The organism is Variovorax sp. GW821-FHT10D07, assembly GCF_059415325.1.
The window spans coordinates 388,970-410,257 of record NZ_JBWKMZ010000002.1; the positions used below are offsets into that span (position 1 = coordinate 388,970).

At 70.4% G+C, this 21,288-nt stretch carries 25 protein-coding genes and 1 pseudogene; 19 read left to right on the top strand and 7 right to left on the bottom strand.

All coding sequences use genetic code 11. The features are described 5' to 3' along the window. The first annotated feature begins 18 nt into the window (after nt 1-18). Nucleotides 19-435 (top strand): GFA family protein, encoded by a 417-nt coding sequence (locus AC07PU_RS07055; RefSeq protein WP_495316356.1) that lies wholly within the window; start codon nt 19-21, stop codon nt 433-435. Between the two features lie 125 nt (nt 436-560). On the opposite strand, the pseudogene AC07PU_RS07060 reads toward AC07PU_RS07055, so the two are convergent. From AC07PU_RS07060 to AC07PU_RS07070, 3 genes and pseudogenes are all read right to left on the bottom strand, one after another. Continuing rightward, nucleotides 561-1,193 (bottom strand): annotated as a pseudogene (locus AC07PU_RS07060) (FABP family protein); the annotation flags it as partial. Between the two features lie 58 nt (nt 1,194-1,251). Further along, complete coding sequence (locus AC07PU_RS07065; protein WP_495316358.1) at nt 1,252-2,226, bottom strand: Bug family tripartite tricarboxylate transporter substrate binding protein; 975 nt, start codon at nt 2,224-2,226, stop codon at nt 1,252-1,254. 17 nt (nt 2,227-2,243) lie between these two features. Next, the gene (locus tag AC07PU_RS07070) at nt 2,244-3,029 is read right to left on the bottom strand and encodes an IclR family transcriptional regulator (RefSeq protein WP_057596327.1); all 786 of its coding nucleotides are present in this window, start codon (nt 3,027-3,029) and stop codon (nt 2,244-2,246) included. A gap of 182 nt (nt 3,030-3,211) precedes the next feature. Here AC07PU_RS07070 and AC07PU_RS07075 point away from each other — a divergent pair, with 182 nt between their 5' ends. From AC07PU_RS07075 to AC07PU_RS07110, 8 genes are read left to right on the top strand one after another with little or no spacing between them, the layout of a single operon-like run. Further along, a complete protein-coding gene (locus AC07PU_RS07075; RefSeq protein WP_495316361.1) occupies nt 3,212-3,892 on the top strand; it encodes an NIPSNAP family protein in 681 nt (226 codons plus the stop codon). Between the two features lie 45 nt (nt 3,893-3,937). Next, nucleotides 3,938-4,777 (top strand): alpha/beta hydrolase, encoded by an 840-nt coding sequence (locus tag AC07PU_RS07080; RefSeq protein WP_495316363.1) that lies wholly within the window; start codon nt 3,938-3,940, stop codon nt 4,775-4,777. Between the two features lie 24 nt (nt 4,778-4,801). Further along, nucleotides 4,802-6,280, top strand: coding sequence for an indoleacetamide hydrolase (gene iaaH / locus AC07PU_RS07085; RefSeq protein WP_495316365.1), 1,479 nt, complete (start codon nt 4,802-4,804; stop codon nt 6,278-6,280). A gap of 8 nt (nt 6,281-6,288) precedes the next feature. Further along, nucleotides 6,289-7,695, top strand: a complete 1,407-nt coding sequence (locus AC07PU_RS07090; RefSeq protein WP_495316367.1) for an FAD-dependent oxidoreductase — start codon at nt 6,289-6,291, stop codon at nt 7,693-7,695. After that, the gene (locus tag AC07PU_RS07095; protein WP_495316369.1) at nt 7,695-8,537 is read left to right on the top strand and encodes a sugar phosphate isomerase/epimerase family protein; all 843 of its coding nucleotides are present in this window, start codon (nt 7,695-7,697) and stop codon (nt 8,535-8,537) included. The genes AC07PU_RS07090 and AC07PU_RS07095 overlap by 1 nt, the downstream gene beginning before the upstream one ends. Further along, complete coding sequence (locus AC07PU_RS07100; RefSeq protein WP_495316371.1) at nt 8,524-9,393, top strand: shikimate dehydrogenase family protein; 870 nt, start codon at nt 8,524-8,526, stop codon at nt 9,391-9,393. The genes AC07PU_RS07095 and AC07PU_RS07100 overlap by 14 nt, the downstream gene beginning before the upstream one ends. Next, nucleotides 9,390-10,328 carry an alpha/beta fold hydrolase gene (locus AC07PU_RS07105; protein ID WP_495316373.1) on the top strand — a complete coding sequence of 313 codons (939 nt, stop codon included), beginning with the start codon at nt 9,390-9,392 and terminating at the stop codon, nt 10,326-10,328. The genes AC07PU_RS07100 and AC07PU_RS07105 overlap by 4 nt, the downstream gene beginning before the upstream one ends. 48 nt (nt 10,329-10,376) lie before the next feature. Then, complete coding sequence (locus AC07PU_RS07110; RefSeq protein WP_495316375.1) at nt 10,377-11,369, top strand: tripartite tricarboxylate transporter substrate binding protein; 993 nt, start codon at nt 10,377-10,379, stop codon at nt 11,367-11,369. 9 nt (nt 11,370-11,378) lie between these two features. On the opposite strand, the gene AC07PU_RS07115 is transcribed toward AC07PU_RS07110, so the two are convergent. Next, nucleotides 11,379-11,774: a winged helix-turn-helix transcriptional regulator gene (locus AC07PU_RS07115; RefSeq protein WP_203205431.1), complete on the bottom strand. Its 396-nt coding sequence runs from the start codon at nt 11,772-11,774 to the stop codon at nt 11,379-11,381. A 102-nt stretch (nt 11,775-11,876) separates the two neighbouring features. On the opposite strand from AC07PU_RS07115, the gene AC07PU_RS07120 reads away from it, so the two are divergent. Both AC07PU_RS07120 and AC07PU_RS07125 read left to right on the top strand, forming a co-directional pair. Further along, nucleotides 11,877-12,194: a DMT family transporter gene (locus AC07PU_RS07120; RefSeq protein ID WP_495316378.1), complete on the top strand. Its 318-nt coding sequence runs from the start codon at nt 11,877-11,879 to the stop codon at nt 12,192-12,194. Between the two features lie 5 nt (nt 12,195-12,199). Then, on the top strand, nt 12,200-12,832 hold the full coding sequence (locus AC07PU_RS07125) for an FMN-dependent NADH-azoreductase (RefSeq protein WP_495316380.1): 633 nt from the start codon (nt 12,200-12,202) through the stop codon (nt 12,830-12,832). On the opposite strand, the gene AC07PU_RS07130 is transcribed toward AC07PU_RS07125, so the two are convergent. After that, entirely contained in the window at nt 12,829-13,359 is a 531-nt protein-coding gene (locus AC07PU_RS07130) for a DUF2878 domain-containing protein (protein ID WP_495316382.1), read from the bottom strand. The two genes, AC07PU_RS07125 and AC07PU_RS07130, sit on opposite strands and share 4 nt — an antisense overlap. Nucleotides 13,360-13,400: 41 nt before the next feature. Further along, complete coding sequence (locus AC07PU_RS07135; protein ID WP_209540817.1) at nt 13,401-14,354, bottom strand: GlxA family transcriptional regulator; 954 nt, start codon at nt 14,352-14,354, stop codon at nt 13,401-13,403. Between the two features lie 110 nt (nt 14,355-14,464). On the opposite strand from AC07PU_RS07135, the gene AC07PU_RS07140 reads away from it, so the two are divergent. The 7 genes from AC07PU_RS07140 to AC07PU_RS07170 all read left to right on the top strand — a co-directional run bounded on the left by AC07PU_RS07140 (nt 14,465) and on the right by AC07PU_RS07170 (nt 18,489). Further along, nucleotides 14,465-15,301: an SDR family NAD(P)-dependent oxidoreductase gene (locus tag AC07PU_RS07140; protein ID WP_495316385.1), complete on the top strand. Its 837-nt coding sequence runs from the start codon at nt 14,465-14,467 to the stop codon at nt 15,299-15,301. Between the two features lie 119 nt (nt 15,302-15,420). Continuing rightward, nucleotides 15,421-15,804 carry a DUF427 domain-containing protein gene (locus AC07PU_RS07145; protein WP_490877998.1) on the top strand — a complete coding sequence of 128 codons (384 nt, stop codon included), beginning with the start codon at nt 15,421-15,423 and terminating at the stop codon, nt 15,802-15,804. Nucleotides 15,805-16,031: 227 nt separating this feature from the next. Further along, complete coding sequence (locus tag AC07PU_RS07150; protein WP_495316388.1) at nt 16,032-16,352, top strand: hypothetical protein; 321 nt, start codon at nt 16,032-16,034, stop codon at nt 16,350-16,352. Continuing rightward, the gene (locus AC07PU_RS07155) at nt 16,330-16,872 is read left to right on the top strand and encodes a hypothetical protein (protein ID WP_495316390.1); all 543 of its coding nucleotides are present in this window, start codon (nt 16,330-16,332) and stop codon (nt 16,870-16,872) included. Before AC07PU_RS07150 ends, AC07PU_RS07155 begins: the two co-directional genes overlap by 23 nt. 48 nt (nt 16,873-16,920) lie before the next feature. Then, nucleotides 16,921-17,442 carry a DUF2199 domain-containing protein gene (locus AC07PU_RS07160; RefSeq protein ID WP_495316392.1) on the top strand — a complete coding sequence of 174 codons (522 nt, stop codon included), beginning with the start codon at nt 16,921-16,923 and terminating at the stop codon, nt 17,440-17,442. Between the two features lie 85 nt (nt 17,443-17,527). Continuing rightward, the gene (locus AC07PU_RS07165) at nt 17,528-18,115 is read left to right on the top strand and encodes a hypothetical protein (RefSeq protein ID WP_495316394.1); all 588 of its coding nucleotides are present in this window, start codon (nt 17,528-17,530) and stop codon (nt 18,113-18,115) included. Beyond that, nucleotides 18,112-18,489, top strand: a complete 378-nt coding sequence (locus AC07PU_RS07170; protein ID WP_495316396.1) for a hypothetical protein — start codon at nt 18,112-18,114, stop codon at nt 18,487-18,489. The genes AC07PU_RS07165 and AC07PU_RS07170 overlap by 4 nt, the downstream gene beginning before the upstream one ends. Here AC07PU_RS07170 and AC07PU_RS07175 read toward each other — a convergent pair. Next, the gene (locus AC07PU_RS07175; RefSeq protein WP_495316400.1) at nt 18,465-19,475 is read right to left on the bottom strand and encodes an AraC family transcriptional regulator; all 1,011 of its coding nucleotides are present in this window, start codon (nt 19,473-19,475) and stop codon (nt 18,465-18,467) included. The two genes, AC07PU_RS07170 and AC07PU_RS07175, sit on opposite strands and share 25 nt — an antisense overlap. 220 nt (nt 19,476-19,695) lie before the next feature. Here AC07PU_RS07175 and AC07PU_RS07180 point away from each other — a divergent pair, with 220 nt between their 5' ends. After that, nucleotides 19,696-21,267 carry a long-chain-fatty-acid--CoA ligase gene (locus AC07PU_RS07180; RefSeq protein ID WP_495316402.1) on the top strand — a complete coding sequence of 524 codons (1,572 nt, stop codon included), beginning with the start codon at nt 19,696-19,698 and terminating at the stop codon, nt 21,265-21,267. The last annotated feature ends 21 nt before the right edge of the window (nt 21,268-21,288 follow it).

Here is a 21,288-nt window from a genome sequence, read left to right on the forward strand (position 1 = left end):
CGCACCAGGAGAAGCGCCATGACCCAGCCCTACACCGGCGGTTGCGCCTGCGGCGCGATCCGCTACAGCACGCCGCATGCGCCGATCTTCCAGAACCATTGCCAGTGCAGCGACTGCCGGCGGCGCAGCGGTACCGGGCATGGTTCGTACCTGACTTTTCCGGCGCGCGCCGAGATGGCGATCACCGGCGAGACCACCGAATGGGAGATCGCGGCCGACAGCGGCCAGCAGAAGCGCCATGCCTTCTGCCCGGTCTGCGGCACGCCGCTGTTCGTGCGCTTTTCGGGCATGCCCGAGCTGATCGCGGTGCATGCGGGCAGCCTCGACGAGCCCGAACGCTTCGCGCCGCAGGTGCTCACGTACCGCGTGCGCGGGCTGGCGTGGGATGCGCTCGATCCCGCGCTGCAGGCCTTCGAGCGGATGCCGACGGCTTAGGCCAGCGCGTCGGGCACGCCCGGCACCGCGGGCTTCACGCTGTCGTCGGCGGGCGGAATCGGAATCATCGTGTCCCCTGCTTCGGCAGCAGCGACCGCCGAAGCCACCGATCCCGCGGCCTCGGCCAGCGCCGCTTGCGCGGTCGGGTTCGGCGTCGGCTCGCCGATCTTGCGCAGCGTGTTGCGGTCGGTATGGGCGAAAGGCTCGGGCTTGCCGCGCACGTCGAGCAGCGTGGTCTGCTCGTACGACCAGCTGCCGTCGTCGTGCAACGTCACGTCGATGGTGTAGCGCAGGGTCTTGAACGCATGCTCGAGGAAGGGGTTGGCGACGATGCCGTTGGTGTCGCCGCCGCGCACGGCCTCGAGGCGGAAGCTGCGCGCGTCGGGCGCGGCCTGGCCGGTGGCCATGGCCGTGAGGCCGCGCGGGATCGACAGGGTCTGCACCAGCGCGCCGGTGGCCGGCTCCCAGAGCCAATAGCCGACCTGGTCGTGGAAGGTCTCGACATCGTCGGGCTTCACGATGCGCAGGTGATAGCGCAGGCCATAGAAGATCTGCGGGCCGTTGGTCTGCGCGTCGATCGGCTGGAACTCGGCATGTTCGATGAAGGCCTCGGCCTCGGGGCCGTCCTCCTTCGGGCTCACGTCGTGGCCCATGGTGCCCATCCAGATGCCGGCCAGGCCGGTCAGCGGTCCGAGGTTGGCGAGCGTGTGCGGATCGGGCTCGGGTTCGGTGTAGATGTCCTGCGGGAAATCGGCCATGGGGCACTCCTCTTGTTCGTTGTTCGTGATGCGATGAGAAACGGATCGAGGGCCGTGATCACTGGTCGAGCCGGATGCCGACCTTGGCGATGATCGCGCCCCACTTGCGGCCTTCGCTGTCGATGAAGGCCCTGAATTCCTCGGGCGAGCCGCCGCCCACGGCCAGCCCCTGGTTGGCGAGCAGCTCGCGCACGACGGGATCGCGCAGCACGGCGTTGACGTCGGCATTGATGCGGCGCACCACCTCGCCCGGCGTGCCGGCGGGCGCGAACAGGCCATTCCAGGCCAGCGACTCGAAGCCCGGGTAGCCCGACTCGGCGACCGTCGGCAACTCCTTCATGAGCTCGAAGCGCTGCGCGCTGGTGATCGCGATCAGCTTCACGCGCTGGCCCTGGATCAGGGGCAGCAGCGCGGGCGCCACGGTGAACAGCGCCTGCGTGTCGCCCGAGGCCAGCGAGAGCCCGGCCGGCGGCGAGCCCGCGTAGGGCACGTGCACCGCCTCGATGTGCGTGACGCTGCGCAGCAGCTCCATCGTGAGGTGCGAGGAACTGCCCGCGCCCACCGAGGCATAGCTGAAGCGGTCGCGCTGCCCCTTCACCCAGGCGATGAACTCGGGCAGCGTGTTCGCCGGGTTGCTGGCCTGCACCGCGAGCACGTTGGGCTGCGAGGTGGTCAGCACGATCGGCAGCAGGTCGCGCGCCGGTGCGTACGGCATGCGCGCGTACATGTAGGGGCCGAAGGCGATCGGGCCGTTGAAGCCGATGCCCAGCACATGGCCGTCGGGCGGCGCCTTCGCCACCGCGTCCATGCCGATCAGCCCGCCGGCGCCGGCCTTGGTCTCGACCACCACCGGCTGTTTCCACGCGGTGCGCAGGCGGTCGGCCAGGGTGCGCGCAATGAGGTCGAGCGAGCTGCCCGCGGGCGCGGGCACGACGATGCGCACGGGCCTCACGGGCCAGTCCTGGGCCTGCGCGCCCAGCGACAGCGTGCAGGCGCACAGCAGCGCGGCGAGGCGGTGGAGCAAGCGGGCCATGGCGGTCTCGTCGTGCGTCAGCGCGCGGGCGACGCCGCGTGGAAGCGCTCGCGCGCCTGGCCCAGCAGCTCGACGCAGCGCGCGTCGAACTCCGGCGTGTAGCGCACGTCGGGCACCACGATGTTGAAGGCCGCGGGCGCGGCCGGGTCGCCCGAATCGATGGCGATGGCGATGCCCACCACGCCCGGCGTGTGCTCGCCGCGCGAATAGGCGATGCCGCTTTCGCCGACCTCCTCGAGCTGGCGCTTGAGCACCGCGAGCGTGGTGGCGGTGGCGGGCGTCTGGGCCTGCAGCCGCACGTTCTTGAGGTAGGCCTGGCGCCGCGCCGCGGGCATGGCCGCGAGGATCGCCTTGCCGGCCGAGGTCGAGTACAGCGGGAAGCTGTCGCCCACCGCCATGCGGTAGGACAGCGGCGCGCGCGACTCGGCCACGCAGGCGCGCTCGACCTCGTCGCCGCGCAGCACCGAGAACGAGGTGGCCTCACCCGCGGTGCGCGCGAGCCAGTCGACGATGGGCCGGGCCTGCGCCATCAGCCGTTCGCGCAGGCCGCTGCCGCGCACCAGCTCGAACACGGCCGGGCCCAGCGCATAGGTGCTCTGCGCGCCGTCGAAGCCGAGGAACTCGCGCGCCACCAGGTTGCGCAGCAGGTGCGTGAGGCTGCTCTTGGGAATGCCGAGCGCGATGCCGATCTCGTGATGGGTCAGCGCCCCGCCCTGGCGCGCGAGGAGCTGGAGGATGTCGAGCACCCGGTCCGCCGACTTCACGGCGGCCGATTCGGGGGGCTTGCTGTCTGCTGCGTCCATGGGTGCCTGTGCTGTGAGGTGCGCCGATTCTAGGAAGCGCGCGGCCCGCGTCCCATCGATCGATGCGCCGGGTGTTTGACAGCCGCGGTTTGCGTGTTTATATTCTGGAACAGTTCATATACATGAACAAACACCGATTCCAGGCCACCTCGCGTTCAAGCATCGAAACACCTCGCCGTCTTATGCAGCGCCTCTATTTCCACGAAATCCTCGACCCCGTGCGCCAGCCCGGCGCCCACACCCGCTATCTCGAGACCCTGGGCCGCCTGGTGCGCACCGAGGGCAATGCGCGCGGTTCTGCCAGCAACGGCTGCATGGCGGCCTGGGTGCCGGTGTTCCTCACGGGGCGCTGGCCCGAGATCGTGACCTTCTGGGAGATGCAGGGCGGCTGGGAGGGCTTCGGGCGCCACTTCGACGCCACGCCCGACCTGTTCCACGAACCGCTCGAGCGCTTCTACGGCGAGCGCACGGGCGGCTTCGACCGCGTGCTGGTGGCGGCCGACTACAGCATCGACCGCGCGCGGCTGCTGGCCGAGGGCGTGCGCGCGCCGGTGGTGCTGCAGCAGACCATCGGCCTCGAGGCCGGCGGCGCATCCGACTACCTCGCGCGGCTCGGCGAGGCCGCCGCGCGCATCGAGGGCCCGGGCGCGCCGCGCCTGTTCGGCGCCTACGAGACCGCGCTGCGCAACGGCAGCGAGGCGCTGGTGCTGTGGGCCTTCGACGACTTCGCCGCGCTCGCCGCCTTGCAGGCGCGGCCCGATGCGGTGCCCGGCTGGGCCGACTGGGCGCGCGCCGCGCGGCAGCACGAACGCACGCACACCGGCCTGGTGCTGCGGCCGGCCGACTGGTCGCCGCTGCGCTGAATCCCCTTTTCTTTTTTCATGAACTTCGAACCTGGAGACAACCCAATGGAACGCAGACGATTCCTCGAAAGCAGCGGCGCGCTCGGTGCCGCGGCGGCGGCCACGGTCGCCTCGGCGGCCGCGACCGCCCTGCCCGGCTGCGGCAGCGCCGCGCCGGCACCGCGCCCCTCGGGCAAGACCTTCGTGCTGGTGCACGGTGCCTGGCATGGCGCCTGGTCGTGGGAGCGGCTGACCCCGCTGCTGCGCGCCCGGGGCCACGAGGTGCGCGTGCTCACGCTGGCGGGCGTCGGCGAACGCATCGGCGAGATCTCGACCGCGATCGACCTCGAGACCCACATCGCCGACGTGACCGGCTTCATCCGCAGCCAGGACCTGCGCCAGGTGGTGCTGATGGGCCACAGCTATGGCGGCTACCCGATCACGGGCGCGCTCGACCGGCTCGCCGCCGAGCGCCGCATCGACACGGTGGTGTACCTCGATGCCTTCGCGCCGCACGACGGCGAACGCATGCTCGACTACCTCGACGCCACCGGCAAGGCCGAGCTGCAGGCCGCGCATCGCGCGGGCAATCCGCGCTGGCCCAAGCTGCCGGCCAAGGCCTTCGGCCTCGGCAATCCGGCCGACATCGCCTGGGTCGACGCGCGCCTGACCGACCACCCGAACGGCACCTACCTGCAGCCGATCTCGCTGCGCGCCGCGCCCGGCGCGGCCGCACGCAAGCGGCTCTACATCGCGGCCTCGGCGCCCGCCATGCCGGTGTTCGACGCGCACAAGGCGCGGCTGCGCAACGACCCGGCCTGGACCTTCGTCGAGGTGCAGGGCGGCCACGACGCGATGGTCGACCACGCCGACACGATCGCGCGGCTGCTCGATGCGCATGCCTGATTCATCCCACCTCCTCTTGCTCCCATGAAGCTCATCCTCCAACCCGCCGCCGCGATCGCCTGCCTGGCGCTGGCCGGCGCCGCGCACGCGCAGCCCGCGCCCATGCCCACGCTGCTCGAGGCCGCCACCGCGATCCGCGAGAAGACCACCACCAGCTGCGAACTGGTCGAGCGCTCGCTGCGCGCGGCCGACCTGCACCAGGAGCTGCACGCCTTCATCACCATCGACCGCATCGGCGCGCGCCGCGCCTGCGCCGAGGCCGACCGCGCCGTGGCGCAGGGCCGCAAGCTCGGTCGGCTGCATGGCGTGCCGGTCGCGATCAAGGACAACATCCTCGTCAAGGGCCTGCCCTTCACCGGCGGCACGCGCGCGCTGCAGGGCTATGTGGCGACGCAGGACGCGCCGGCCGTGGCGCGGCTGCGCGCCGAGGGCGCGATCGTGATCGGCAAGCTCAACCTGCACGAGCTGGCCTTCGGCGCCACCGGCAACAACTTCGCCTATGGCGCGGTGGGCAATGCCTACGACCCGAGCCGCTTCGCGGGCGGCTCCAGCGGCGGCTCGGGCGCGGCCGTGGGCGCGCGCATCGTGCCGGCCGCGCTCGGCACCGACACCGGCGGCTCGGTGCGCATCCCGGCCGCGCTCAACGGCATCGTGGGGCTGCGACCGACCGCGGGCCGCTATTCGGGCGACGGCGTGCTGCCGGTCTCGACCGCGCGCGACACCATCGGCCCGCTGGCACGCAGCGTGGCCGACCTGGCGCTGCTCGACGAGATCCTCTCGGGCAGCCGCGGCGAGGCGCAGCCCAGGCCGCCCGCGGGCCTGCGCCTGGGCGTGGCGCGCGCGGCCTTCTACGACAACGCCGATGAGGCCACGCGCCGCGCCTTCGATGCCGCACTCGACAAGCTCAAGGGCGCGGGCTCGCAGATCGTCGAGATCGAGATCCCGCAGCTGCGCGAGGTCGCGGCCAGGGTCGCGCCGGTCACCGACTACGAAGCGCGCGTGGGCATCGCCGCCTTTCTCGCGAAGTACAAGACCGGCGTGAGCCTCGACCAACTGGTGGCCGACATCGCGAGCCCCGACGTGGCGGCGGGCTTTCGCAACCGCATCGTCTCGGCCAGCGCGCCGACGCGCGAGGCCTACGAGACCGCGCTCAAGGTCGAGCGGCCGAAGCTGCAGGCGCTGCTGCGCGGCGCGTTCGAGAGCAACCGGCTTGACGCCCTGCTCTATCCCGTGACGTTGGCGCCGGCGCTGCCGATCCGCGGCACCGAGATGAGCGTGACGATCAACGGCCGCACCACCAGCACGCTGGCCGCCTACATCGCCAACACCGGCCCCACCAGCACGGCCGTGCTGCCGGGCGTGACGGTGCCGATCGCGTTGTCCGACGAAGGCCTGCCGATAGGCCTGGCCATCGACGGCCTGTGGAACAGCGACCGCGCGCTGCTCGCGATCGCGATGGGCATGGAAACGATCTTCCCGGCGCTGCCGGCTCCCAAGCAATGAAAGAAGGCATGAAGGACAGACAAGACATCCCCGGCGAGAACCGCTTCGACGTGATCGTGATCGGCGGCGGCAGCGCGGGCGTGGCGGCCGCGATCTCGGCCGCGCGCGGCGGCGCGCGCACCCTGCTGGTCGAATCGGCGCCGATGATCGGCGGCGAGCTGATCAGCGGCATCTCGATGCTCGGCTGCCTCTCGACGCGCGGCGACTGGATCGTGGGCGGCGTGGTCACCGAGCTGCTCGACCGGCTCAAGCCGCTGGGCGGCTACATCGGCCCGGTGTTCGACTACCGCGCGCTGCACCTGGTGTGCTTCGACACCGAGCTCATGAAGATCGCCGTGATGCAGGCCGTGGCCGAGGCCGGCGTGCACCTGCGCGTGCAGGCCTTCTTCTGCGGCATCGAGACCGGTGGCGATGAAACCCGCGTGCGGCTGATGCACAAGGGCGGCGAGGCCTGGTACGCGGCGCGCGTGGTGATCGACTGCTCGGGCGATGGCGACGTGGCGGTGGCCGCGGGCGCACCGAGCGAGAAAGGCGCGCCCGGCACCGGCGCGCTGCAGCCGCCGAGCCTGGTCTACCGCGTGTGCGGCGTCGAGACCGAACCGCTGCTGCGCTTCGTGCGCGACAACCCGGCGCACTTCGGCCTCGGCGACTACCCGGGCCTGGGCATGGATGCGCGCCAGTGCGCCGAGGCGCTGTATGCCCAGGGCCAGCCCAAGGTGCTGCTGCGCGGCACGCAGGGCCTGCTCAAGGAGGCGATCGATGCCGGCGAGATGTACCCGACCTCGGTGCTCGCGATCGTGCCGACCTCGACCGCCCGCAAGGAGGTCAGCATCAACTCGACCCAGCTCGCGGGCGTGGACGGCACGCGCGCGGCCTCGCTGAGCGAGGCGCTGCCGCGGCTGATGGCGCAGGTGTCGCAGGGCCTGGCCTTCCTGCGCCGGCGCGTGCCGGGCTTCGAGCAGGCGGCGCTGGCCGCGGTGGCGCCGAAGATCGGCGTGCGCGAGACGCGGCGCATCCTCGGCGAGCACGTGCTCGACGAGGCCGACATCATGCAGGGCCGCAAGCGCGCCGACGGCATCGCCAAGGGCGGCCACGAGCTCGACATCCTCGCGGTCGACGGCCACCGGCACGAGACCATCGCCGAGGGCGGCTCCTACGACATCCCCTACGAATGCCTGGTGCCGCGCGGCCAGCGCCGGCTGCTGGTGGCGGGGCGCTGCATCTCGAGCACGCGCGAGGCGCAGAGCTCGGTGCGCGTGATGGGCACCTGCATGGCGATGGGCCAGGCCGCCGGCACCGCGGCGGCGCTGTGCGCGCTCGACGATGGCTGGAGCGGCGACGTGCGCGACGTGGACCGCGCGCGACTGCGCCGCACCCTGATCGCCGACGGCGCCGTGCTCGAGGGGACGCTGTAGTGGGCCGCACGCTCTCGCTCGCGCACCTGAGCCTGATCGACGCCACGCCGCCCGAACTGGTGCGCGCGGCCGGCGAGGCGGGCTTCCGCTCGGTCGGCCTGCGCCTGCATCCGGCCCGGCCGGGCGAGGCGCCGCACCCGATGCACGAGGGCTCGCCGATGCTGGCCGAGACGCGCGCGCTGATGAACGCGCTGGAGGTGGCGGTGCACGACGTCGAGGTGGTGCGGCTGTCGGCCGGCTTCGAGGCGCGGCGCTTCGAGCCGATGCTGGCGGTGGCGGCGTCGCTGGGCGCGCGCTGGCTGGTGGTGAACGGCGACGACGACGATCGGGCGCGGGCCGCCGCCCACCTCGCGGCGCTCGGCGAGATCGCAGGCGCGCACGGCCTCTCGCTCGGGCTCGAATTCATGGTCTACACGGCCGTGCCCACGCTCGATGCCGCGCTGCGGCTGGTGCGCGAGACCGGACGATCGAACGTGCATGTGCTGGTCGACACGCTGCACTTCTTTCGCAGCGGCGCGGCGGCCGATCGCATCGCGCGCACGCCGAGAATTGCGCGCGGCTGGGCGCAGTTCAGCGATGCGCCCGCGCGGCGCCATCCGGCCCTGTCGCCCGGCGAGGAGGCGCGCGCGCACCGCCTGCTGCCGGGTGAAGGCGCGCTGCCGCTGGCGGATGTGCTCGATGCGGTGGTGGCCGATGCCGTGCTGTCGATCGAGGCGCCCTCGGCCGTGCGCCACCATCACCTCGGCATGGCAAGGCGCGCCGAACTGGCGTACACCACGGCCAGGCGCTGGCTCGATGCCGCCGCACGACCGCAGCAGGAACACGCACATGCCCTCCACTGACACGAAGGTCTCTCTTCAACCCGCGCTGCGGCTCGACGGCCGCACCGCGGTGCTCGGCATCCTCGGCGACCCGGTCGCGCAAGTGAAGGCGCCCGCGCCATTCACGGCCCGGCTGCAGCAGGCGGGCCTCAATGCCGTGCTGGTGCCGATGCATGTGCGCCCCGACGACGTGGCGGCCCTGCTGCCCGCGCTGCTCACGCTGCACAACCTCGCGGGCTTCATCGTCACCGTGCCGCACAAGCAGCGCGTGGCGGACCTGCTCGGCGACGGCCTGCTGCCCGGTGCCCGGCGCGCCAACGCCGCCAACGTGGTGCGCCGCACCGCGCGGGGCGGCTGGCAGGGCGAACTGCTCGATGGCAGCGGCTTCGTGGCGGGCCTGCGCGCCGCGGGCTTCGATCCGCGCGGACGCGCGGCCTGCATCGCGGGCGCGGGCGGCGCGGCCTCGGCCATTGCCTTCGCGCTCGCCGATGCCGGGGCGCGCTCGGTGCGTGTGTGCGACATCGACACGGCGAAGGCCGAGGCACTCGCGCGGCAATTGCAACGGAATGGCGTCGAGGCCGGCACCTGGAACGGCCGCGAGCCCGGCGAGGCCGAACTGCTGGTGAACGCCACGCCCGTCGGCATGCGCGCGGACGATCCACTGCCCGTGCCCGCCAGCGCGCTGCGCACCGGCCTCTGGGTGGCCGAGGTCATCATGGCGCCGGCCGTCACGCCGCTGCTGCAGCTGGCGCGCGAGCGCGGCTGCATCGCGCACGAGGGCCGCCACATGATGGAGCGGCAGCTCGGGCTGATGGCCGGTTTCTTCGAGCCCGCGATCCTCGCGATCGCGCCCGATCGGCTGGAGGTGGCGGCATGACGCGCGCCTTCATCGACGGCTTCGAGCCGCGCCTCGTCGACGTGGGCGAGGCGCGGATCTTCGCGGAGATCGGCGGCTCGGGCCCGCCCCTGCTGCTGCTCCACGGCTACCCGCAGACGCATGCGGCCTGGCACCGGGTGGCGCCGGTGCTCGCGCGCCACTACACGGTGGTGGCGGCCGACCTGCGCGGCTATGGCGACAGCCTCGGCCCGCCCGGCGATCCGCTGCACGCGGCGCACAGCAAGCGCGCGGTGGCGGCCGACCAGGCGGCGCTGATGCGCGCGCTGGGCTTCGAGCGCTTCGCGGCGATCGGCCACGACCGCGGCGCGCGCGTGGCGCACCGGCTGTGCCTCGACCATCCGGAACGCGTCGCGGCCTTCGGCTCGATCACCGTGATTCCCACCGTCGAGATGTGGGCGCGCGCGAACAAGGACTTCGGCCTCAAGAGCTGGCACTGGTTCATGCTGGCCCAGCCCTTCGACCTGCCCGAGCGCCTGCTCGCGGCCGACCCGGCCTTCTTCCTCGACTGGACGCTGCGCAACATGGTGCGGCGCTTCGACGCGGTGACGCCCGAGGCCCATGCCGAGTACCTGCGCGCCTTCTCGCGCGAGAGCGTGCGCCACGCGATGATCGAGGACTACCGCGCCGCCGCGTCGATCGACCTCGAACACGACGAACACGGCCGTGCCGCCGGCGAGCGCGTGCGCTGCCCGGTGCATGTGCTGTGGGAGCGTGGGCGCTTCCCGGCCGAACGCACGCCGGTCCACATCTGGCGCGACGCGGCGGCCGAAGGCACGCCCGTGGGCGGCGGCGAGATCGACTGCGGCCACCTGATGATGGAAGAAGCGCCCGAGGCGGTGCTCGCCGAGCTGCTGCCCTTCCTGCGCGCGCACTGGCCTTCGCCAAGCGCCGCGCATCAGAGCCACATCCCCTGAACACGAACCCGAGGGCGCATCCGCACGCCCTCTTGCTGGAGACATGCCATGACTTTCCGCCATCGCCCTTCCTCGCCGCGCCGCGCGCTGCTGCTCGCCGCCGGCCTCGCTCTGGCCGCGCCCCTGCACGCCATCGCGCAAGGTGCCTATCCCTCGAAGCCGATCCACCTGGTGGTGGGCTTCCCGCCCGGCGGGCCGGCCGACCTCGCGGCGCGCATCGTCGGCGAGAAGCTCGCGCAGGACCTGCGCCAGCCGGTGCTGGTCGAGAACCGGCCCGGCGCCTCGCAGAACATCGCGGCCGACTACGTGGCCAAGAGCACGGCCGACGGCTACACGCTGCTGATGGGCAGCACCGCGGTGGTGGTGAACCACTTCCTCTACAAGGACATGCGCTTCGACGTGTTCAACGACCTGGTGCCCGTGGGCACGGCCGCGCGCACGCCGCTGATGGTGGTGGCCAATCCGCGCTTCGCCGCGAAGAACATGAAGGAGCTGGTGGCCGCCGCCAAGGCCGCGCCCGGCAAGATCAACTACGGCTCGGGCGTGCGCGCGAGCACCACCCACCTGGCGGTGGAGGCCTTCAAGGCGCAGGCCGGCATCGAGGTCTCGAACATTCCCTACCAGGGCGCGGGCCCGATGCTCACCGACCTGATGGGCGGCCAGGTCAGCTTCGCCTTCGACACCATGGTGACCTCGATGCCGCTGGTGAAGGCTGGCCGGCTGCATGCGCTGGCGGTCACCAGCGCCACGCGCTCGCCGATCGCGCCCGAGCTGCCGACCGTGGCCGAGTCGGGCTACCCGGGCTTCGAGGCCATCGGCTGGTTCGGCGTCCTCGCGCCCAAGGGCACGCCGCAGCCTGTGGTGCAGCGGCTCAATGCCTCGCTGCAGAAGGTGCTGGCCGCGCCCGACGTGGCGCAGCGCCTGGCCGGCGCGGGCGGCGACGTGATGCCGGGCACGCCCGAGGACTTCGCGCGGCTGATGCGCAGCGAGTCGGAGAAATGGGGCAGTGTCATCAAGCGCGTGGGCATCACGCTCGACTGAATAGCGACTTCAGAGCGCCGCGATCGCGGCCTGCCGCGCGCGGTCGATCTCCGCGTGATTGGCCTCGGCCCAGCGGTCGACCGCGATCAGCGTGCGGCTCAACGACAGCCCCAGCGGGCTCAGCCGGTACTCGACGTGCGGCGGCACGGTCTGGTGGTCCTCGCGCAGCACCAGGCCGTTGATCTCGAGATCGCGCAGGGTCTGCGTGAGCATCTTCTGCGAGATGCCGCCTACCCGGCGCAGCAGTTCGTTGTTGCGCAGCGGCTCGTCGCGCAGCAGCGGAATGATCAGCAGCGCCCACTTGTTGGCCACGAGCTCGAGCACGCGGCGCGAGGGGCAGCCGGCGCTCCAGACGTCGGCGGGCGCGGGCTCTGCCACGGCGGCGGGTTTCTTCGATGCGGGCATGGCGATTCCCATGGTTACCAGAAGGTGCGTACTTGTGGCTTGGTGCCTGGGCCGGAATTATCCGTCTCCACATCAACCCTGCACACAACGGAGGAACGGATCATGGGATGGTTGTTACTGCTGGCGGCCGGCCTGGTCGAGATCGCGATGGCCGCGGCGCTCAAGCGCTCGGAGGACTGGACCCGGCTCTGGCCCTCGGTCGTCGGCGTGGCGAGCGCGTTGCTGAGCATCTTCCTGCTCGCCAGGTCGCTGCGCTATCTGCCGTTGGGCCCGGCCTATGCGGTGTGGACCGGCATCGGCTCGGTCGGCGTGGTGCTGATGGGCGTGCTCGCCTTCGGCGAGGCGTTGTCGGGTCCGCGCCTGGCCTGCATCGCGCTGGTGGTGGCGGGCACCATCGGCCTGCGCACGCTGGAGGGCTGAGCGGCATGGCTTCGACGATCCTCCACATCCAGGCCTCGCCCTCGGGCACGCGTTCGCGCTCGATCGACACGGCGCAACATTTCCTGCAGCGGCTGCGCGAGCGCGACCCCGCGGCCGAGATCCGCACCCTCGACGTCTGGGCGCTCGACCTGCCGCCCTTCGACGCCACCATGATCGACGCCAAGTTCGCGGTGCTGCGCGCGCAAGCCGCCACCGACGAGCAGCGGCGCCACTGGCAGCGCGCCGTGCGCCTCGCGCAGGAGTTCAACGCGGCCGACAAGTACGTGTTCAGCCTGCCGATGTGGAACTTCGGCCTGCCCTACCGGCTGAAGCACTACATCGACGTCGTGACCCTGCCGGGCGAGAACTGGCGCTGGTCGGCGCAGGAGGGCTACACCGGCCTGCTGCACGGCAAGCGCGCGGTGCTGGTCTATTCGAGCGCGGGCGACTACCCGGTGGGCCTGCCTTCGCATGCGCGCGATTTCCAGAAACCGTACATGCGCACCTGGCTCGAGTTCCTCGGCATCGTCGACGTGGTGGAACTGGCCGTGGCACCGACGCTGGCACCGCCCGAGGCGGTGGCCGCGAACCTCGCGCGCGCCAGGGCGCGGGCCGACGCACTCGCGCGCGACTTCTAGCGCGGCGGCTCGCCCACGCCGTCGAAGCGCTGTGCGAGCCACACCAGCAGCGGCATCGCCACCGCCCAGACGACGGCCAGCACCACGAGCGCCGGCACCCGGTCGACGAACTGGGCCGCGCCCAGCTTCACGCCCGCCACGAACGACGCCGGCCCGCACACCGCGCCCAGCACCGCCGCGAGCAGGTAGCGCCGGTGCAGCCAGCGCAAGGTGACGTTGAGCGCGATCGCGAACAGGCCCCACAGGGCGACCATCCAGTACGGCGCGAGCTGCGCGACCGGCTGGCCCGAGGGATAGCGCACCAGCCCACCGAGCGCATGGCCGGTCTCGATCACCACGCCCAGCGCGCAGGCGATGGCCACCAGCCGGGCCTCCTGCGCGGGCCGGGCCGACACCCACAGGTGCCAGGCGATCGCCGCCGCGATGCAGGCCGTGCCCCACAGCGGATGGCCATGCGCCGCGCCGAGCACGGCCGCGAACCAGGCGAGCTGGAACACGACGAAATTGGCGATCCGAACGGCGGTCATGGCAACAGGTACGCGCGCCACGGCGCTTCGGATGCCGTGATCTACATCGCGGGTGCGTGCGTGCGCGCCGCCGCGCGGCGCAGGCTCTGCGGCGGCTGGCCGAAGGCGCGGTGGAAGGCGCGCCGCATGCGCTCGGGATCGGAGAAGCCGGTCTGGGCCGCGATGCGGTCGACCGACTGGCCGCCCTCCTCGATCAGGATGCGCGCGGTCTCCACGCGCAGCTTCTCGATCGCGCGCGCCGGCGACTGGCCGGTTTCGGCCAGGAAGGCGCGGCTGAACTGGCGCGGGCTCAGGTGCGCCACCTCGGCGAGCTGGTCGACCGAGAGGTTCTTGTGCAGGTTCTTCTTCGCGTAGTCGAGCGCCTGCTGGATGCGGTCGGTGCGCGGTTCGAGCTCGAGCAGCGCCGAGAACTGAGACTGCCCGCCCGCGCGCCGGTGGTAGATCACCAGCTTGCGCGCCACCGCGCGCGACAGCTCGAGGCCCAGGTCGCCCTCGACCAGCGCGAGCGCGAGGTCGATGCAGGCGGTCATGCCGGCCGAGGTCCAGACCGGGCCGTCCTGGATGAAGATGCCGTCCTCCTCCACCTTGATCGCCGGAAAGCCGCGCTGCAGTTCGCGCGCGAAGTGCCAGTGCGTGGTGGCGCGGCGACCGTCGAGCAGGCCGGCCTCGGCCAGCACGAAGGCGCCGGTGCAAATGCTGCCCAGGCGCCGCGTGCGTGGCAGCGCGCGGCGCAGGAAGTCGAGCAGGCCGCCCGAGCTCGGCGGCACCGTGGTCGAGCCCGCGACCAGCAGCGTGTCGAAGCGGCGCCGGTCGAAGGCGCGCGAATCGACCGTGACGCCGGCCGTGCTGGCCACCGGGCCGCCGTGCTCCGAGAGCACCTCGAGCTCGTAGACCGTGCGCCCCGCCTCGGCGTTCGCGAGCTCGAAGACCGAGAGGGCCACCAGGTCGAGGATCTGGAAACCGGGAAAGACGACGAGGCCGATGCGCTGGGTCATTATGTCTTTAAAGGAGGGAAACATGTCATTTGAGACATCAGTGTCCGACCCAAACTCCTGGCTGTCAAACCACCTTTCCTCATCCCCTTCGACATCCAAGGACCTTTCCCATGAGCTCGCAAGACATCGCCATCTCCGCCCCCGGCAAGGGCACCGCGCTGATCACCGGCGCTTCCACCGGCATCGGCGCCGTCTACGCCGACCGCCTCGCGCGCCGCGGCCACGACCTCGTGCTGGTCGCGCGCAACAAGGAGCGCCTCGAGGCGCTGGCCGAACGGCTGGTGCGGGAGACCGGCCGCCGAGTCGAGGTGCTCGCGGCCGACCTCACGGCCACCGCCGACCTGCGCCGGGTCGAGGAGCGGCTGCGTACCGACGAACGCATCACCCTGCTGCTCAACAACGCCGGCCTCGGCGCCACCGCGACCCTGCTTGATTCCGACCCCGACCAGATCGACACCATGATCCAGCTCAACGTGGTCGCGCTCACGCGCCTCACGCGCGCCGTGGCGCCGGGCTTCGTCGCGCGCGGCGGCGGCGCGCTGATCAACATCGCCTCGATCGTCGCGCTCTCGCCCGAGCTGCTCAACGGCAGCTACAGCGGCAGCAAGGCCTACGTGGTCAACCTGAGCCAGTCGCTGCACCACGAGCTCGGCGCCAAGGGCGTGAAGGTGCAGGCCGTGCTGCCGGGCGCCACGCGCACCGACTTCTGGGGCATCGCGGGTGTGCCGGTCGAGCACCTGCCGCAGGAGATCGTGATGTCGGCCGAGGACCTGGTCGACAGCGCCCTGGCCGGCTTCGATGCGGGCGAGCTGATCACCATCCCCTCGCTGCCCGACGTGGAAGACTGGCAGCGCTTCGACGCCGCGCGCCAGGCGCTGGGCCCGAACCTGTCGCGCAGCGTGCCGGCCGCGCGCTACGCGAACGCGGCGATAGCAACAGCAGCCTGAGCGGCGCGCGCTCGCGGCCCGCGCCTTGACCTTGGCGCGGGCAGGTGGATTCGCGCGGGCGGCGCGGCCCGCGCCCGGCCGGCGGCAAGATGGCCGGCCATCCTCAGGAGCCCGCCCCCATGAACAGCCCCCGAAGCATCAAGATCCCCGGCCCCGACCATCCGATCACCGTCGCGCCCAACCCCGCGCGCGTGGTCGTGACCCTCGGCGGCCGCACCATCGCCGACACCCGCGCCGCCCTCACCCTGCGCGAGGCCTCGTACCCGGCCGTGCAGTACATCCCGCGCGCCGACGTCGACATGTCGCTGCTCGAGCGCAGCACGCACACGACCTACTGCCCGTACAAGGGCGAGTGCAACTACTTCAGCATCCCGGCCGGCGGGGAGCGCTCGGTCAACGCGGTGTGGACCTACGAGTCGCCGTATGACGCGGTGGCGGGGATCAAGGACCACGTGGCGTTTTATGCGGATCGGGTGGATGGGGTCGAGGAGCGCGCTGGCTGAGCTGTTCGCCTGATCCGCAACGTCCCCCTTGTGCAGAACCCCGGCGATGAGCCAGCATCGGGGCCACGAACAAGGGAGGACGTGCCATGTGCACCAGGGAGGCGGCGGTCGTTTCATCCACGGGGGCATGGGCGAATCTTCTCGCCGCGTTCCCGTCTCTTGAACCGGAACGTCAGCCCTCGCTCAGAGCATCCTCGACCCTGCGCCGGTCCGCCAAGTGGATCGCCATGAAACTGCTGTCGCGGTGGCTCGCAAGCAATGCCATCGCCGCCCCGCGTTGCGCCGACTTCTTGCCCAAGGAAGGTACATGCGGCCGGTACAACGTATCGCTGGTGGACCTGATCGCCAACTCGGAGCAGTTCGACGGAAAACGCGTTGTCGTCGCGGGTTTTCTCAGCCTTGAGTTCGAAGGCCATGCCCTGTATTCCGATAGTCGCCCAAACCTTGCGGGAAGCGCGCAAGGATACTTGCGTTGTCTCCGTCTTCATCGGATAGCTCTTGCCTCAACGCTTCAGGCGACGACTCATGCATCTCACCATCGACCGTGAAAATTTCGCTGCATTGGAAGCCCGGTTCTTTCTGCTGTATGCAGACCCCTCCCATTCGATCGACCAGTGGAAAGACGAGGTCGATCGCTACGGCCTGCTGGAGGCCTGCAGTGCTGGTCGTTCCTACTATCTCGATGCCGAAACCCTGGCCGAGGGCGCGGCCGACATTGCGCTGAAGGACCTCGAGCGCGTGCTCGCCATGAATGGGGTGGCGATCGGCAATCCGACAGTGGAATACGATCCTCTCAAAGATGAAACCATCCTGAGGGTCGACGGAAAATGCTGGCCCTTGTGCGCGCATCCTTCCTCCTCCCTGGACAGCTGGGCCGCCTTCTCACGGGGATTCTTTTCCATGGTGAACGGCCTGCTGGCGTCTGTTGGATCGCAGGAGCGGCTCTACGCTTTCAGACCCTATGCCAACGACCAGATGGGCATCTTCCTCACACCGCCGCTGTTCGAAGCACTCGCGGACACTGGCTTGGCCGCCCGTTTGGAACGCATCGACGTGCCGAGCTTCTGAACGGCAAGCAGACATCGATACAGCACCCGAGCAAAGGACTCACAACCGATGACCGCCATCTTCACCTTCAAGTGCAGCCGTTGTGGCGACATCCACGAAGGTTCGCCCAGCTTTGCTTTCAGAGCGCCCGACCACTATGCCTGGCTCTCGGACGAGCAGAAGGCCTCCTTGGGGAAACTCAGCGATGATTTCTGCACCATCACGCACGACGAGGGTACCGACTACTTTGTCCGAGCCATCCTCGAAATCCCCATTCACGGGGTCGAGGAGCCATTCCTCTGGGGAGTCTGGGTCTCGCTGAGCAAGAAGAGCTTCGATCGCTATGACGAGACCTTCGACGATCCGGTCGAGGGAGAAGGATTCTTCGGTTGGGTCTGCAATGACATCGAGGTCTATCCGTATCCGTCGAGGCGGCCCGCCGATGTCCGGGTTCAACTCGGCAACCAACGCCCCAAGGTGATCCTGCACAAGAGAGACTCGGAGGATGACCCCTTGGTCATCGACCAGACCCGAGGCATCTCGGTGGCACGTGCGCAAGAACTGGCCGAGCAGGTGCTGCACAGGACTTGAAGAGAGCGGCCTGCGAAAGAGACGTTCCGGACCGTTTCGTTCACCGGCTCTTTCCAGAGGGGCCACAGACTCACTTCAGATTTCCATGCCCCTACTGCACATCACGAAGAACGACATCCACCTCTGCAGCGTCGGCTCGGACGACGTGTGGATGTTCTCCGCCTCCGTCCACGCAGACATCTGGGGGCCGGCTTGCTCCGAACTCACGGTCACGGGCGGCGGAAAACGACGCTCCGACGGCTCGTTCGACTTCCTGATCTGGGAGATGGCGCATGCGTTGCGCAAGGGTGACCGCATCGTCTTCTCGTTCGAGGAGGGCTCGGCCTCATCGCCCAGGCAGCCCGCCATCGATGACGAGACGCCGTCCGAGGACATGCCGACCGATCTCGCCGCTTCCGAGGAGGACATCACCCGGCTGGCGGCGCGACCGAAGTCGAACCAGGATTGCAGGTGGCGATGCGTCGTGTCCGGGGAACCGGAAATCCTCATGCTTCCGGACGACCACCGCCAGAACCTGGACCTCCACTTGCTCTGGAACGAAATGCGCGCCCACCGGGTTCGGGTCGGCCTGTCCAGATCGTCGCTGGACGAGGTCATGAGCCGAAGCGGGGGCGAGGACGTCTTTCTCGAGTACATCGAGGGAGCTGCTCGCATCGAGCTCGGCATCGAATGAACCCCGCCCTCCGCCACGCCCTCCAGGTCTTCCTCCGCGCGATCCTGGCCCTGTGCGTGGCCGCCGCGCTGCCCTTGGCGCATGTCGAATGGGGAGAGCCCTATCCAGGCGAAGGCCAGAAATCCTTCGGGATGGTGCTGATGTTTTTCCTGGTCGGCATGGGCGTTGCGCTCGTCTACTTCATCGTCGGTACGGTGGCGCAAGTGCTCCTGCAGCGAAGACCGCCCAAGGTCTCGCTGGGCCTCGATCTAGGGTTTGCCTTGCTGCTGGGTTTGCTGCTCGCCTACGGCGGCGTCACGGCCCACTATCTCGATGAATCACCCACCCAGCCCGAAGCCGACACCACGGCTCACGCGCCCCCACCCCGCCGATAGACCCCCGGCGCGCTCCCGGTCCAGACCTTGAAGGCCCGCTGAAACGCCGAGCTGTTGGCGAAGCCGAGCTCGTCGGCCAGCTCGGCCAGCGGAACGGCGCTGGTGCTGAGCCGGACGATGGCGGTGTCGCGGCGCAGCTCGTCCTTCAGCGCCTGGAACGAAGTCCCCTCGAGCGCGAGCCGCCGCTGCAAGGTGGAGACCGTGACATGCAACGCGTTCGCCGTGGCCACGAGGTCGGACCATGCGGGCTGCATGAACTGAAGATGGGCCCGCACGCGCGCACTGACCGCGTCGCTGCCCCGGCGCGGCACGAGCATGTGGAGCTGCGCATCGGCGAGAAAGCTGCGCAGCGCGGCCTCGTCGCGGCGCACGGCGTCGTTCAGGCGCCTGGCATCGAACCAGAAGGCCGAGCGCTCGCTGTCGAACTGCTGCAGCGCGGGGAAGATCTTCCCGTAGCCGCCGGCATGCGCGGGCGGACCGAACGCGAAGTCGAAGCGCACGACCGGCAGCTGGCCGCCCACCACCCAGGCCATCAGGCGCCATGTGGTGCGCAGCAGCACCTCCTGCAGGAACACGGTCCGCAGGGCGGCGGGACCGTTGAAGCGCATCACCACGCCGGCCAGGTCGTCCCTGCACACCGCCTCCAGCACCACGTCGTCCTGCAGCAGGTGAAAGGTTCGCGTGGCGCGGCGGATGGCGACCTCCAGCGTCGGGGCGCCCAGCGTCGAGCGGGCGATCAGCGCGAAGCTGCCGCGCTTGAGGGGACGACTCAGCAAGCCGATGAAGTCGTCGTCCAGGCCTTCGGTGAGCGCACGGAACAGCTTCGCGTACTGCTGCGCCGTGACGCGGGCATCGGCCTGCGCGAGCAGTTCGGGAGCGATGCCGGCCTCGGAGAGGAAGGGCTCGCACGGCCGGCCGCTGGCGCGGACGCCCGACAGCATGCCGTGCACGAAGCTGATGGAGACCGTCTGGGGAGGATGAAGCATCGAGGGCAAGGCGCTGGAACGGAACGGCATCGACTGTGCACCGGCAGGCACCGCCGAGGCAAGCGCCGCGCCCCGCACGGGGCGCGAGGGCGACATCAGATTGAGGTCTTCCGACATCCGAACAACGCAAAGCGGCATCGTGCAAACGGCGATCGATTCCTAGCATTGGCGGCATGGGCATGAGCCCGCGAACGAAGACCCACGAGAAGGAGACGATGCCATGTACGTGACCCAGGCACTGCACCGCGCGGTGCAGCAGCACCCCGACAAGGTGGCGGTGCGCTTCGCCGGCCGCACGCGCACTTTCGGCACCTATGTCGAGCGCGTCGCCCGCCTCGCCGGTGCGCTGCAGCAGCTCGGCATGCGGCCGGGCGACCGCGTGGCCATGCTGGCGCTCAACTCCGACCGCTACCTCGAATACCAGATGGCGGTGCCCTGGGGCGGCGGCGTGCTCAATCCCTGCAACATCCGCTGGTCGGCCGCGGAGATCCTCTACTCGCTCGAGGACTCGGGCTCGACCCTGCTGCTGGTCGACGAGACCTTCCGCCCGATGGTCGAGAAGATGCGCGCCGAGTCGGGGAGCCTGCGCGAAGTGATCTATTGCGGCAGCGGCGTGGAAGACGGCGAGGTGCCGCTCGGCATGCACGGCTACGAGGCGCTGCTGGCGGCGGCCTCGCCCGTCGCCGACGCGGTCCGGCGCGACGAGGACCTGGCCGGCATCTTCTACACCGGCGGCACCACGGGCTTTCCCAAGGGCGTGATGCTGAGCCATGCCAACCTGTGCAGCTCGGCGATGGCGATGCAGGCCGAAGGGCTGGCGGCATCGGGCGGCAACTACCTGCATGCGGCGCCGATGTTCCACCTCGGAGACATGGGCCTCGCGATGCCGCACTGGCCCGCGGGCAACACGCACACGATCATCCCGATGTTCAGCCCGCAGGGCGTGCTCGATGCGATCGAGCGCGACCGCGTGACCAACACGCTGCTGGTGCCGACCATGATCCAGATGCTGGTCGACCATCCGTGCATGAAGGAGCCGCGCGACCTCTCCAGCCTCAAGTGCATCTTCTACGGCGCCTCGCCGATGCAGGAGGCCGTGCTCGAACGCGCGATGGCCGCGCTGCCCCACGCGGCCTTCGTGCAGGGCTACGGCATGACGGAGCTGGCGCCGCTGGCCACCATCAATCCGCCGAGCTCCTACACGGCCGAGGGCCACGCGCTGGGCCGCCATCGCTCCGCGGGGCGCGCGAGCGTGTGCATGGAAGTGCGCATCCTCGACCCCGAGGGCATCGAGGTGCCGCGCGGCACGGTGGGCGAAGTGGCGGTGCGCGGCCCCAACGTGATGCAGGGCTACTGGGGCAAGCCCGAGCAGACGGCCGCGGCGGTGCGCGAGGGCTGGATGCACACCGGCGACGGCGCCTGGATGGACGACGGCGGCTACATCTACGTGGTCGACCGCATCAAGGACATGATCATCAGCGGCGGCGAGAACGTCTACTCGGCCGAGGTCGAGAACGCCATCGCCCAGCACCCGGCCGTGGCGGCCTGCGCGGTCATCGGCATCCCCAGCGACGAGTGGGGCGAGAGCGTGCACGCGGCGCTGATCCTCAAGCCGGGGCACGGCGTCACCGGCGACGAGGTCATCGCCCACTGCAAGGCGCTGATCGCGGGCTACAAGTGCCCGCGCAGCGTGGCCTTCGTCGATGCCCTGCCGATGTCGGGCGCCGGCAAGGTGCTCAAGACCCAGCTGCGCGAGCCATTCTGGCAAGGCCGCCAGCGCAACGTCGCCTGAGCCATTTCACCCTTCCCCTTC